This window comes from Acinetobacter seifertii, assembly GCF_016064815.1.
Lineage (GTDB): Bacteria > Pseudomonadota > Gammaproteobacteria > Pseudomonadales > Moraxellaceae > Acinetobacter > Acinetobacter seifertii.
This window is the reverse complement of record NZ_CP065820.1, coordinates 3,754,916-3,767,676: the sequence shown is the minus strand read 5'-3', so window position 1 is coordinate 3,767,676 and position 12,761 is coordinate 3,754,916. Positions and strand designations below refer to the sequence as shown.

At 41.1% G+C, this 12,761-nt stretch carries 13 protein-coding genes and 5 tRNA genes; all 18 read left to right on the top strand.

Annotated elements, in window-relative coordinates; translation table 11 throughout:
- Window positions 1–234 precede the first annotated feature (234 nt).
- Window positions 235–978: a type II secretion system protein N gene (gene gspN, locus I8T81_RS17395; RefSeq protein WP_004699190.1), complete on the top strand. Its 744-nt coding sequence runs from the start codon at window positions 235–237 to the stop codon at window positions 976–978.
- Window positions 978–1,814, top strand: coding sequence for a type II secretion system protein N (locus I8T81_RS17390; RefSeq protein ID WP_174722725.1), 837 nt, complete (start codon window positions 978–980; stop codon window positions 1,812–1,814). Before gspN ends, I8T81_RS17390 begins: the two co-directional genes overlap by 1 nt.
- A gap of 41 nt (window positions 1,815–1,855) precedes the next feature.
- Window positions 1,856–4,144: a type II secretion system secretin GspD gene (gene gspD, locus I8T81_RS17385; protein ID WP_198071734.1), complete on the top strand. Its 2,289-nt coding sequence runs from the start codon at window positions 1,856–1,858 to the stop codon at window positions 4,142–4,144.
- 40 nt (window positions 4,145–4,184) lie between these two features.
- Window positions 4,185–4,811, top strand: a complete 627-nt coding sequence (locus I8T81_RS17380) for an FHA domain-containing protein (protein WP_198071733.1) — start codon at window positions 4,185–4,187, stop codon at window positions 4,809–4,811.
- A gap of 65 nt (window positions 4,812–4,876) precedes the next feature.
- Entirely contained in the window at window positions 4,877–5,545 is a 669-nt protein-coding gene (locus I8T81_RS17375; RefSeq protein ID WP_068932620.1) for a phosphoglycolate phosphatase, read from the top strand.
- A 108-nt stretch (window positions 5,546–5,653) separates the two neighbouring features.
- Window positions 5,654–7,147 (top strand): anthranilate synthase component I, encoded by a 1,494-nt coding sequence (gene trpE / locus I8T81_RS17370; RefSeq protein ID WP_198071732.1) that lies wholly within the window; start codon window positions 5,654–5,656, stop codon window positions 7,145–7,147.
- A gap of 98 nt (window positions 7,148–7,245) precedes the next feature.
- Window positions 7,246–7,321: transfer RNA gene (locus I8T81_RS17365), tRNA-Thr, on the top strand.
- A gap of 54 nt (window positions 7,322–7,375) precedes the next feature.
- A tRNA-Tyr gene (locus I8T81_RS17360) sits at window positions 7,376–7,459 on the top strand.
- A 37-nt stretch (window positions 7,460–7,496) separates the two neighbouring features.
- A tRNA-Gly gene (locus tag I8T81_RS17355) sits at window positions 7,497–7,572 on the top strand.
- Window positions 7,573–7,585: 13 nt separating this feature from the next.
- Window positions 7,586–7,660, top strand: a tRNA-Thr gene (locus tag I8T81_RS17350).
- Window positions 7,661–7,809: 149 nt separating this feature from the next.
- Window positions 7,810–9,000, top strand: a complete 1,191-nt coding sequence (tuf, locus tag I8T81_RS17345) for an elongation factor Tu (protein ID WP_002157016.1) — start codon at window positions 7,810–7,812, stop codon at window positions 8,998–9,000.
- Between the two features lie 60 nt (window positions 9,001–9,060).
- Window positions 9,061–9,136: transfer RNA gene (locus I8T81_RS17340), tRNA-Trp, on the top strand.
- 75 nt (window positions 9,137–9,211) lie between these two features.
- Window positions 9,212–9,652, top strand: a complete 441-nt coding sequence (secE, locus tag I8T81_RS17335; protein WP_004699177.1) for a preprotein translocase subunit SecE — start codon at window positions 9,212–9,214, stop codon at window positions 9,650–9,652.
- A gap of 7 nt (window positions 9,653–9,659) precedes the next feature.
- Window positions 9,660–10,193 carry a transcription termination/antitermination protein NusG gene (nusG, locus tag I8T81_RS17330; protein WP_003654499.1) on the top strand — a complete coding sequence of 178 codons (534 nt, stop codon included), beginning with the start codon at window positions 9,660–9,662 and terminating at the stop codon, window positions 10,191–10,193.
- 109 nt (window positions 10,194–10,302) lie between these two features.
- Window positions 10,303–10,731, top strand: coding sequence for a 50S ribosomal protein L11 (gene rplK / locus I8T81_RS17325; RefSeq protein WP_001074682.1), 429 nt, complete (start codon window positions 10,303–10,305; stop codon window positions 10,729–10,731).
- A 3-nt stretch (window positions 10,732–10,734) separates the two neighbouring features.
- A complete protein-coding gene (gene rplA, locus I8T81_RS17320; RefSeq protein WP_019456806.1) occupies window positions 10,735–11,430 on the top strand; it encodes a 50S ribosomal protein L1 in 696 nt (231 codons plus the stop codon).
- A 319-nt stretch (window positions 11,431–11,749) separates the two neighbouring features.
- Entirely contained in the window at window positions 11,750–12,256 is a 507-nt protein-coding gene (rplJ, locus tag I8T81_RS17315; RefSeq protein WP_002157004.1) for a 50S ribosomal protein L10, read from the top strand.
- A gap of 42 nt (window positions 12,257–12,298) precedes the next feature.
- Complete coding sequence (rplL, locus tag I8T81_RS17310) at window positions 12,299–12,670, top strand: 50S ribosomal protein L7/L12 (RefSeq protein WP_001229360.1); 372 nt, start codon at window positions 12,299–12,301, stop codon at window positions 12,668–12,670.
- Window positions 12,671–12,761 lie beyond the last annotated feature (91 nt).

Sequence of the window (12,761 nt, the reverse complement as noted above, 5' to 3'; positions counted from 1 at the left end):
TGTTTAAATTCCTAATTAAATGTATTGTTGAGACTAAATTTACATTTAGAAAGATCATCTTAAATTTTCATGATTCTGTCATACGTTCAACTTATAGTCTTTAAGAAGATGCCAAGCTTGATTGCTTGGTTTTTTTATATGAAGTCAATTGGCGATGTTGAAAAAGTATGCATAATGTCAGACTAGAGAGGAACTCTCATATAAGGACGATAATTTGCATGTTGGTAAGGCTGAATGAAGAAAAAGTCTAAGCAATGGAAGTGGTGGTTTTTTGCCCTCATTGCATTTTTAATTTTTATTATTTTACAGATTCCAGCGACTTGGCTTATCTCTAAATTTTCAAAGAATAATCAAACTGTCCATAATGTGAGTGGGAATATCTGGCAGGGGCAAGCGGACTGGCATCGTGGTGCTTTGCGTGGAACTATTCACTGGAAAACAAGACCTCTAGATTTACTTTTATTACGCTTCGCCGCAGATGTTGATATTCATAGTGGTAATACGCAGTTAACGGGGATTATGGCGTATGGTTTTGGCAAAAAAGTCATTGTAAGGAATATGACTGGGCAAGTTGCGCCAGAAACACTGAAGCAGATTGTGAATTGGCAATGGCCTGTAAATAGTATTCAACTTAAAGATATCCAATTTAATTATAAAAAAGAGCAAGGTTTTGCTGCGGTTGATGGTCAATTGCATTGGGGTGGTGGAGCACTCGTTTACACGATTGGTGATCGTCAAGATCGTATGAATATGCCTTCTTTAAGTGGACAGTTGACCGACCATAATGGGCAGCTACAAATTGATATTCGAGATCAACGCAATCAAAAAATGGCGAATCTTTTACTGGATGCCAATATGATGCTTGATGTTCAACTTACACAGCGTTTATTGCTTAATGTTCCATCTTATGACGGAAAAGCTGGTTTAGATACTTTTGTCATTAGTTCTCGTCAACCATTATTACAAGGTGGTAACTGATGAAAACATGGATTGATAAATTACAGCAGTTACAGTGGCAAAAGTTAGATCGACTCAGTGTAGTTGTCCTTATTATTTTAATTTTGTGGTTATGTTGGAAGCTGGCTTCATTTTTTTGGTTGGTGGTAGCACCCCCTCAAATGATGCAGTTTGATCGTGTAGAGCTCGGTTCTCAACAACCTCAAATACCAAACATTAGTACTTTTTCAATTTTTAATGAACCTTCTGCCAATGCGGCTCAAGAAAATGTGAATCTAGAATTACAAGGCGTAATGGTTGGGTATCCAAACCAGTTTTCTTCTGCTGTTATTAAGGTTGATAATACTGCTGAACGTTATCGAGTTGGTGAAACCATAGGTTCTACCTCTTATCAACTGTCAGAGGTTTATTGGGATCATGTGGTATTGCGTCAAGGAAATGGTAGTACTCGCGAACTTCAGTTCAAAGGTCTGCCAAATGGTTTATATCAGCCTATGACTCCAAATGCATCACCGCAAGCTGTCACGCCATCTCAGCCTACGGCACCTGTGAATACGACCCAAGAAGCTTTGGGGCAAGCGATTCAGCAGATGCAAGGCAATCGAGATCAGTACCTCAAAGATATGGGGGTTAGTGGAGGCTCTGGTGAGGGATATGAAGTTACAGAACGTACACCAACCGCGCTTAGAAATAAGCTAGGTTTAAGGCCTGGCGATCGAATTGTCTCTTTAAATGGTCAAACGGTTGGGCAAGGGCAAACGGATGTGCAATTACTTGAACAGGCTCGGCGAGCAGGACAAGTAAAAATAGAAATAAAACGTGGTGATCAAGTGATGACCATACAACAAAGTTTTTAGTGATAACACGTCACCATAAGAGTTAGGAAATATCGCGAGTTATGGCTTTATTGAATCATCAACGTCCACTTTGGGCATTACTTGCAGCAGCCCCATTGATTGCGACAGTAAGTAGCAGTGCCTATGCCCAAACATGGAAGATCAATTTACGTGATGCTGACTTAACTGCCTTTATTAATGAAGTTGCAGACATTACTGGTAAGAACTTTGCTGTTGATCCGAGAGTGCGTGGGAATGTCACTGTTATTTCGAATAAACCTTTAAATAAAGATGAGGTTTATGATTTATTTCTTGGGGTCTTAAATGTAAATGGGGTAGTTGCGATCCCATCTGGTAATACAATTAAACTTGTGCCAGATAGCAACGTTAAAAACTCGGGAATTCCTTATGATTCTCGAAATAAGGTTCGTGGTGATCAAATTGTTACACGAGTGATTTGGCTTGAAAACACCAATCCAAATGACTTAATTCCAGCACTTCGCCCTTTAATGCCACAGTTTGCGCATATGGCTGCGATTGCAGGGACCAATGCGCTTATTGTCTCTGATCGAGCTGCGAACATTTATCAGCTTGAAAATATTATCCGTAATTTAGATGGAACTGGGCAAAACGACATTGAAGCGATTAACCTTCAGTCGAGCCAAGCTGAAGAAATTATTACTCAACTTGAAGCGATGAGTGCAACTGGAGCATCAAAAGATTTTAATGGTGCCCGTATTCGTATTATTGCCGATAATCGAACGAATCGTATTTTGGTAAAAGGTGATCCGGGAACGCGCAAGCGCATTCGCCACATGATTGAAATGCTGGATGTACCTTCTGCTGACCGTTTAGGTGGTTTAAAAGTTTTCCGTTTGAAATACGCAAGTGCTAAAAGCCTGTCAGAAATTTTACAAGGTTTGGTCACTGGTCAGGCAGTATCGTCGTCTGGTAACAATAACAATAACAATAACAATTCATCAAACTCATCAAATTCGATGAATAATTTGATTGGGAATAACCAGAACTCGAGTTCAAATACATCAGGTTCAAATGGAAGTTCGATTTCGACTCCATCAATCAATCTAAATGGCAATTCAAACAATAGTAATCGGAACAATATTTCCAGCTTTAGCCAAAATGGCGTAAGCATTATTGCAGATAATGCTCAAAACTCTTTGGTCGTTAAGGCTGATCCGCAATTAATGCGTGAAATTGAGTCTGCGATTCAACAGCTGGATGTTCGCCGTCAACAAGTACTGATTGAGGCTGCAATTATTGAAGTTTCGGGTGATGATGCAGATCAACTTGGAATTCAATGGGCACTCGGTGATTTATCTAGTGGAATTGGCTTACTCAGCTTTAGTAATGTAGGTGCTAGCTTATCTTCTATTGCTGCTGGTTATTTGTCGGGTGGTTCGGCTGGAGCTGCATCCGCTATTGCTAGTGGTGCTAATAAAGGTAATGGTGCAACTTTAGCTTTGGGTAATTTTGAGAATTCCCGTAAGGCATATGGTGCATTAATTCAGGCCCTTAAAACCAATACCAAATCAAACTTGCTTTCAACACCATCCATTGTAACGATGGATAATGAAGAGGCTTATATTGTTGTAGGTCAGAACGTTCCATTTGTAACAGGCTCAGTGACTACAAACAGTACTGGTATCAACCCATATACAACTGTAGAACGAAAGGATGTCGGTGTGACTTTAAAAGTCATTCCGCATATTGGTGAGAGTGGTACGGTTCGTCTAGAAGTAGAACAAGAAGTCTCTGCTGTTCAAGATAATCGTGGCCAAGCGGCTGATTTGGTGACAAGTAAACGTGCCATTAAAACTGCTGTTTTGGCTGAACACGGACAGACGGTCGTGCTTGGTGGCTTGGTGTCGGATGACACTTCACTTTCAAGACAAGGCATACCCGGCTTAAGTAGTATTCCTTATGTTGGACGATTGTTCCGTTCGGACAATAGAAGTAATGTAAAACGTAACCTTCTTGTCTTTATTCATCCAACAATTGTGGGTGATGCAAATGATGTTCGTCGTTTATCTCAGCAGCGCTATAACCAGCTTTATAGCTTGCAATTAGCTATGGATAAAAATGGTAATTTTGCAAAGCTGCCTGAACAGGTTGATGACGTCTATAATCAAAAGATGACTGCCCCAAGTATTGCTCCGCAGTCAAAAAATTATCAGCAAGTTCCTTCGGGTGGTAAAAGTTCGACCATAATCACACCTGTAGCAGTCGAACCAACGGTTCAAAAGCAAACTTTGCAGTTGCCTGAACCGGAAGTGAATCGTACTAAAAATACAGTAACAACTACCACACTGCGACCAAACACAGCGCAGTAGTAGCATGTTATGATTGATAAAAAATGAATAGGACATATGCATGACTTGGAAACTACAAGCAATTACTGGTGAAATTACTGGACAAGAAATTACAGTTGATCGTGATATGTTGGTAGGGCGTCATCAGGACGCTGATTTGTTGTTACAAGCTGCTGAAATTTCACGTCGCCATGCTGCATTGCTTTTAAAAGATCAATTGCTATGGGTTCAAGACCTTAATTCATCGAATGGTACATTTGTAAACGATATTCGTATTGAACAAGAAAAGCAGCTACATGATGGTGATATTGTTCAATTTGCGAGTTTCAAATTCTCAGTTTTAGCACCTGCTCAAAAAATTACTGATTTACCTGAAGTTGAGGCAGAACCAGTGCAAGCTGCATCAATACAGGATTTAAGTGATCAAGGCATGCCAAGCCTTGCAGAGCGTGCTGCAGAGGTAGAAGTTCGCCACGATGGTATGCCGCAGAATATTTCTATTCCAAAACCTGCGCCTATTCCCGAAGGTGTAGATGTCAATGTAAAACAACCATCACCTGTGACTTTTGATGAGCCTGTTTCTCGTGTTGCCGAAGAAAAAGAGCAACAGAAGAATGCTTCAGTTGGTTTAATCACTATTATTATTTTAGTAATTTTAGCTGTATTAGCATGGTTATTCTTTAAATAATCCGTTGCTGCTTTTACAATCAAGGCATGCCAAACGCATGCCTTTTTAATTTTGAGTAGAAGAAAATGTCTGTTGCACAACTAAGTAAGCGCGATTTAATTTTATTTGATCTGGATGGAACACTTGTTGACTCCGCTGCCGATTTATATCGGTCTATGAATTTAAGTCTGCAATCACTCGGTTGGCCATTGGTGACAGAACTACAAATACGAGAATGGGTGGGTAAAGGTGCCTCAAAACTCTGTGAAAGTGTTTTGCTTCATCTATTTGGTAAATTAGACGCTGAACAACATAAGGTTTTATTACACACATTTGTAGAGACATATGGTGCAGAACTTTGTGTAAATACTCAAATTTACTCTGGTGTACCTGAGTTTTTAAAACATTGCCAAACTCTAAATATAAAAATGGCTTGTGTTACTAATAAGCCTGTCAAACTTGCTCAAGGACTATTAGATGCATTAGAGCTTTCCTCTTATTTCCAAGTTGTACTTGGGGGAGATAGCTTGCCTGAAAGAAAACCACATCCATTACCATTGCTGCATTGCATGCAAAGTCTAAATACGTCTGCTTCACAATCGTTAATGATTGGTGATTCAAGCAATGATGTAGAAGCTGCGCGCCGTGCTGGAATTGATTGTATTGTGGTTAGCTATGGCTATAATCATGGAGAAAGCATCTATGATTGCCAACCTCAGCAAGTTGTTGATAGTCTTGCTGAGTTAATTGTTTAATGAAGAAAATGGAGATAAGAATGAATAAGCGTATGGTTTTTCGATGGCGTGTCTAAAACGAATCTAGAAAAACACACTTTTAAATCGAAACCATATTAGAGAAGATTCATGACAACATTAGCGCAATTCGAGCAACTTAAGGCTGCTGGTTATAACACTATTCCTGTTTATCGTCAGCGGTTAGCAGATACAGAAACCCCATTATCGGTTTTTGCTCGTTTTAAAGACCAAACACAAGCTTATTTATTTGAGTCGGTTGAGGGTGGGGAAAACTGGGCGCGCTACTCTATGATTGGATTAGGCGAATCAACCGTTTTTTCATGCAATGCTGGGGTTTTGTCTATACAGCATGCTGATGGCTCAATCACACAACAAGATTGCCAAGATCCTTTTGAATATATTCGTAACTTCCAAAAACAATTTAAAGTGCCATCAGCAGAGCTCTTGCCAGACTTACCAAGCTTTACAGGCGGATTGGTGGGATATTTGGGTTATGATGCTGTCCGTTATATTGAACCACGCTTAAAGAATGTACCTACAGCTGACCCAATCACGTTACCTGATTTGTGGTTAATGTTGTCAAAAACAGTTATTGTCTTTGATAACCTTAAAGATACACTATTTTTAATTGTTCACGCTGATGCAACACAGGCAAATGCTTATCAAGATGCCCAGCAAAAATTAGATCAATTAGAACAGTTACTCGCTATTCCTGTTAGCTTGCAAGCCAAACCACATACTCCTCCTCATTTTGAATCAATTACGGGTAAAGCAAAGTTCTTAGAAACAGTAGAAAAAGTTAAAGAATATATCCGTGCTGGTGATGTAATGCAGGTTGTTCCAGGGCAGCGCATGGTTTCTGATTTTGATGGTGAAGCCTTACAGGTTTACCGTGCATTACGTCATTTAAATCCTTCGCCTTATTTATTTTTGGTACAAGGGCAAACGATTGCTGATAAAAAACCATTTCATATTGTTGGTTCTTCACCAGAAATTCTTTCTCGTTTAGAAAATGGTATTGCGACAGTTCGTCCACTTGCAGGTACGAGGCCGCGCGGAAAAACTAAAGAGGAAGATGTTGCTTTAGAAAAAGACTTACTTTCAGATGAAAAAGAAATTGCTGAGCACTTAATGCTGATTGATCTTGGTCGAAACGATGTTGGGCGAGTTTCTAAAATAGGTAAGGTTCAAGTAACCGATCAAATGGTGATTGAGCGCTATTCACATGTCATGCACATTGTTTCAAACGTACAAGGCGAAGTTCGTGATGATATAGATGCTTTAGATGTGTTTAAAGCGACTTTCCCTGCTGGTACCTTATCTGGTGCCCCAAAAATTCGTGCAATGGAAATCATTGATGAAGTAGAACCAGTGAAACGAGGTGTCTTTGGTGGAGCAGTGGGGTATTTGGGATGGCATGGTGAAATGGATATGTCGATTGCAATCCGTACATGCGTTATTCGTGACAAAAAAGTCTATGTACAGGCTGGAGCAGGCTTGGTAGCTGACTCAAATCCTGAATCTGAATGGAATGAAACCCAAATAAAAGCTCGCGCAGTGATCAAAGCGGTTGAATTATCATCAAACGGATTGATTTTATGAGTTTTTAGCGATTTTTTTTAAAAAACCGCTTGCATCGTTTGGAAGTTTTGCTAAACTGCACACCGTTCCGATACGAAACGTACGAAACACTAAGAAGAGCCGGCATAGCTCAGTTGGTAGAGCAACTGACTTGTAATCAGTAGGTCCACAGTTCGAATCCGTGTGCCGGCACCATCTTAAAGGTGTGCAGTTGTGAAGTAAAGGACAACACTGAAATAAGTGTGATATGGTGAGATTCCCGAGCGGTCAAAGGGGGCGGACTGTAACTCCGCTACGAAAGTTTCGAAGGTTCGAATCCTTCTCTCACCACCATTAACTTCGATTGAAGTGGTATATATACCAACACAGTGCGGGAGTAGCTCAGTTGGTAGAGCGGCAGCCTTCCAAGCTGCATGTCGCGAGTTCGATCCTCGTCTCCCGCTCCATCGAAGGACAATCGCTCTTATAGCTCAGTGGTAGAGCACTCCCTTGGTAAGGGAGAGGTCTCGAGTTCAAATCTCGATAAGAGCTCCAGATATACAGTTTGGTAGATTTTCTACAAAGATTTAAAAAGCAGGCTTATTAGTCTGCTTTTCAAGTATTGGGTGTTTGATTTTTTAGGCGACATGTCGATGCTGGGTGTTTGCTCAGAATTGTGTTCGACGTAAACGAGGATTATAAACATGGCTAAGGCTAAGTTTGAACGTAATAAGCCACACGTAAACGTGGGCACAATCGGTCACGTTGACCATGGTAAAACAACTTTAACTGCTGCGATTGCAACTATTTGTGCAAAAACTTACGGCGGTGAAGCGAAAGATTACTCACAAATCGACTCAGCACCTGAAGAAAAAGCACGTGGTATTACAATTAATACTTCACACGTAGAATACGATTCTCCAATTCGTCACTACGCACACGTTGACTGCCCGGGCCACGCCGATTACGTTAAAAACATGATCACTGGTGCTGCTCAGATGGACGGCGCGATCCTTGTATGTGCTGCGACTGACGGTCCAATGCCACAAACTCGTGAACACATCCTTCTTTCTCGTCAGGTTGGTGTACCTTACATCATCGTATTCTTAAACAAATGCGACCTTGTTGATGACGAAGAATTACTTGAATTAGTAGAAATGGAAGTTCGTGAACTTCTTTCTACTTATGACTTCCCAGGTGATGACACTCCAGTAATCCGTGGTTCAGCTCTTGCTGCTCTTAACGGTGAAGCAGGTCCTTACGGTGAAGAATCAGTTCTTGCTCTTGTAGCAGCTCTTGACTCTTACATCCCAGAACCAGAACGTGCTATCGACAAAGCATTCTTAATGCCAATCGAAGACGTATTCTCAATTTCTGGTCGTGGTACTGTAGTAACAGGCCGTGTAGAATCAGGTATTGTTAAAGTTGGTGAAGAAGTAGAGATCGTTGGTATTAAAGATACAGTTAAAACAACTGTAACTGGCGTAGAAATGTTCCGTAAACTTCTTGACGAAGGCCGTGCAGGCGAGAACTGTGGTGTATTACTTCGTGGTACTAAGCGTGAAGACGTACAACGTGGTCAAGTACTTGCTAAACCAGGTACAATCAAGCCGCACACTAAATTCGACGCAGAAGTATACGTACTTTCTAAAGAAGAAGGTGGTCGTCACACTCCATTCTTAAATGGTTACCGTCCACAGTTCTACTTCCGTACAACTGACGTAACTGGTGCAATCCAGTTGAAAGAAGGCGTTGAAATGGTTATGCCAGGTGACAACGTTGAAATGTCAGTAGAATTAATCCACCCAATCGCAATGGACCCAGGTCTACGTTTTGCGATCCGTGAAGGTGGTCGTACTGTAGGTGCTGGTGTTGTTGCGAAAGTAACTGCATAAGCATAATATAGTGACGGATTACGTCTCAAGTTGAGGGCTTTGGCTCTCAACTTGCATTATAGGTCAGTAGTTCAATTGGTAGAGCGTCGGTCTCCAAAACCGAATGTTGGGGGTTCGAGTCCCTCCTGACCTGCCATATTTTGAAATAAAAAGCTTGATGCTGGCTTAGTTGTTCATATAATAAGTCGCGAGTTCTACGACGAGTACAAAAATGTCGAATGATAAATCGCGTGACGCATTGAGCGACGCGCCAATTCCTCAAAGAAATAATTCTGCTGAAGTTGTTCGTTCTGGTTCGCCTCTAGATATTGTTCTATGGGTGATTGCAATTGCATTGTTGCTTTCGGCTACTATGGTGAATCAGCACTTGCCAGCGTATTGGGCACCTGCAAATAATGTTTGGGTCCGCGTTGGTGCAATTTTAGCTTGTATCGTTGTGGCTTTAGGTTTATTATACGCCACCCATCAAGGTAAAGGCTTCGTTCGTTTGCTAAAAGATGCACGAGTCGAATTGCGTCGAGTAACTTGGCCAACAAAACAAGAAACAGTCACTACATCGTGGCAGGTTCTATTGGTTGTAGTTGTTGCATCATTGGTTTTATGGTGCTTTGACTATGGTTTGGGTTGGTTAATTAAGTTGATTATCGGGTAAAAGAGCTATGAAACGTTGGTACATTATTCATGCCTACTCTGGCTATGAAAAACAAGTGTTGCGTTCGCTTACAGAACGAATCCAGCGTAGCGCTGTTGCTGATAGCTTTGGTGATGTCCTTGTTCCTACCGAAGAAGTGGTAGAAATGAAGGATGGCAAGAAACGTAAGTCTGAGCGTAAATTCTTTCCTGGCTATGTGTTAGTTGAAATGGAAATGAATGACGATACTTGGCATATTGTTAAAGAATGTCCGAAAGTATTAGGTTTTATCGGTGGTACACCTGAAAAACCTGCGCCAATCACTCAGCGTGAAGCAGATGCGATTCTTGCGCGTGTACGTAATACTGGTGAAGCTCCACGTCCTAAGACGATGTTTGAACCAGGTGAAGAATTACTCGTTATTGATGGCCCATTCACTGACTTTAAGGGTGTGGTGGAAGAGGTTCAATACGAAAAGTCACGTTTAACGTTGACGATTAATGTATTTAATCGACCAACTCAGGTTGAACTCGAATTTCGTCAAGTCGAAAAAACGATTTAATCTCAATTGGTTGAAAAGCGCCCGATTTTATCGGGCATTGTTGTTGTAACAGTAGTGTTGCGTAAAGATTGGGGAGCCTAGCGGCGTTTGTACCCAGAGGTATTTTAAAATGGCTAAGAAGATTGACGGCTATATCAAGCTGCAAGTTCCAGCTGGTAAAGCAAATCCATCTCCACCAATTGGTCCTGCATTAGGTCAACGTGGTGTAAACATCATGGCATTCTGTAAAGAATTCAATGCTGCTACACAAAAAGTTGAACCAGGTCTTCCAATTCCTGTAGTGATTACTGTGTACAACGACAAGTCGTTCACATTCATCATGAAAACTCCTCCAGCTTCTATTCTTCTTAAGAAAGCTGCTGGTATCCAAAAGGGTTCATCTGTACCAAACAAAACTAAAGTTGGTAAGTTGACTCGTGCTCAGTTAGAAGAAATTGCGACTACTAAAGAGCCAGATTTAACTGGTGCTGATTTAGACGCACGTGTTCGTACCATCGCTGGTTCTGCACGTTCTATGGGCTTGGAAGTGGAGCTATAAGACATGGCAAAGTTAACTAAACGTCAAAAAGCCATTGCTGCTGCTGTTGAAGCAAACAAAGTTTACACTTTGGAAGAAGCGGTAGAAGTTCTTAACAGCCTACCTGCTGCAAAATTCAAAGAATCTTTGGATGTTGCTGTAAATCTTGGTGTAGACCCACGTAAATCTGATCAGGTTGTTCGTGGTGCTACTACATTACCTGCAGGTACTGGTAAAACTGTACGTGTAGCTGTATTTGCTCAAGGCGCTCAAGCAGAAGCTGCTAAAGAAGCTGGTGCTGATGTTGTAGGTTTTGATGACCTTGCTGAAAGCATCCAAGGTGGAAACCTTGACTTTGATGTTGTGATCGCTGCTCCAGACGCTATGCGTGTTGTTGGTAAGCTCGGTACAATTCTTGGTCCACGTGGTTTAATGCCAAACCCTAAAGTAGGTACTGTAACTCCTGATGTTGCGAATGCTGTTAAAAACGCAAAATCTGGTCAGGCTCGTTACCGTGTAGACAAAGCGGGTATTATCCACGCTGCGATTGGTCAAGTTGGCTTTGATGCTGCTGCAATCCGCCAAAACGTTGAAACTTTAGTTGCTGACTTGAAAAAGTTAAAACCTGCAACCTCTAAAGGTGTATACATCAAAAAGATCACTTTGAGCTCAACTATGGGTCCTGGTCTTACTGTTGATGTAAACAACGTTTCTAACTAAGTTTTAACTTAGTTCTGTACAGAATTTTAAAGTCCTGATTGAGTAGGTAGCAAAAATAGAAATAAATTTCTATTTTTGCGCAGTTAAAGCAACGTTTTGACTCTTGCTTATCAGGCGGACTTTGAATTGATGAATGAGAATTTATCAGCGTCAAAGACCTCAGGCGAGAAGGCGTTATTTTCGGATAGCGGCTTTTCTTAATAATCCAGCCTGCGTAGACGCGGTGGTGTGATTTGTTCCTCCTCCGCGTGTAAGTCGAAAGGCTTACGAATTGGGAGTGTGCCCATTGGGTGCATAAATCACCTTAGGAGGTTTTACAATGGCTCTTCTTATCGAAGACAAAAAACAGATCGTTTCAGAAGTAAGTGAAGTTGCTTCTAAAGCGTTTGCAGCCGTTGTTGCTGACTATCAAGGTTTAAGCGTAGAGCAATTAACAACACTTCGTGTTGAAGCTCGTAAGTTAGGTGTAACTACACGTATCGTACGTAACACTTTGGCTAAGCGCGCATTCCAAGGTACTCAATTTGATATCTTGAACGACAACCTTGTTGGTCCAACAATTCTAGGTTTTTCAACTTCTGAAGATGACATGGGTGCAGCTGCACGCTTGTTTGAAGAATTTGCAAAAACTAACAAAGCATTTGAATTAAAAGCTGCTGCATTTGACGGCAAAGTTTATCAAGGTGCTGATGTTAGCGTAATTGCTAATCTTCCAAACCAAGAGAAAGCGCTTACTATGCTTGCCTCTGTTCTTCAAGCTCCTATTTCGAAATTGGGTCGCCTCATTACAGCGCTCAAAGAGAAAAACGAGTCAGAAGCTGCTTAATCAATTTTACACACCATTCAATATCCATTTGGAGTTATTCTCATGGCTTTAACTAACGAAGAAATCTTAAACGCAGTTGCTGAAAAAACTGTTCTTGAACTTGTTGAATTAATTTCTGCTTTCGAAGAGAAATTCAACGTTTCTGCTGCTGCTGTTGCTGTTGCTGCTCCAGCTGGTGGCGCTGCTGCAGCTGCTGAAGAACAATCTGAATTCAACGTTGAGTTGACTTCTTTCGGTGCTAACAAAGTAGCTGTTATTAAAGCAGTTCGTGAAGCAACTGGCCTTGGTCTTAAAGAAGCTAAAGACCTAGTTGAAGGTGCTCCTCAAGTTCTTAAAGAAGGCGTTTCTAAAGAAGAAGGCGAAGAACTTAAGAAGAAACTTGAAGAAGCTGGTGCTACAGTTACACTTAAGTAATTGTAAAAGGAGTCGGTTTTTAAATCGGCTCCATAAAATGGCTGATGGCTCTTGGGTCATCAGCCTTTTTGCGTTACAATAATCGGCTCGA

Coding starts and splice junctions, on each gene's coding strand:
- gspN (WP_004699190.1), top strand. CDS start 235: ATGAAGAAAAAGTCTAAGCAATGGAAGTGGTGGTTTTTTGCCCTCATT.
- I8T81_RS17390 (WP_174722725.1), top strand. CDS start 978: ATGAAAACATGGATTGATAAATTACAGCAGTTACAGTGGCAAAAGTTA.
- gspD (WP_198071734.1), top strand. CDS start 1,856: ATGGCTTTATTGAATCATCAACGTCCACTTTGGGCATTACTTGCAGCA.
- I8T81_RS17380 (WP_198071733.1), top strand. CDS start 4,185: ATGACTTGGAAACTACAAGCAATTACTGGTGAAATTACTGGACAAGAA.
- I8T81_RS17375 (WP_068932620.1), top strand. CDS start 4,877: ATGTCTGTTGCACAACTAAGTAAGCGCGATTTAATTTTATTTGATCTG.
- trpE (WP_198071732.1), top strand. CDS start 5,654: ATGACAACATTAGCGCAATTCGAGCAACTTAAGGCTGCTGGTTATAAC.
- tuf (WP_002157016.1), top strand. CDS start 7,810: ATGGCTAAGGCTAAGTTTGAACGTAATAAGCCACACGTAAACGTGGGC.
- secE (WP_004699177.1), top strand. CDS start 9,212: ATGTCGAATGATAAATCGCGTGACGCATTGAGCGACGCGCCAATTCCT.
- nusG (WP_003654499.1), top strand. CDS start 9,660: ATGAAACGTTGGTACATTATTCATGCCTACTCTGGCTATGAAAAACAA.
- rplK (WP_001074682.1), top strand. CDS start 10,303: ATGGCTAAGAAGATTGACGGCTATATCAAGCTGCAAGTTCCAGCTGGT.
- rplA (WP_019456806.1), top strand. CDS start 10,735: ATGGCAAAGTTAACTAAACGTCAAAAAGCCATTGCTGCTGCTGTTGAA.
- rplJ (WP_002157004.1), top strand. CDS start 11,750: ATGGCTCTTCTTATCGAAGACAAAAAACAGATCGTTTCAGAAGTAAGT.
- rplL (WP_001229360.1), top strand. CDS start 12,299: ATGGCTTTAACTAACGAAGAAATCTTAAACGCAGTTGCTGAAAAAACT.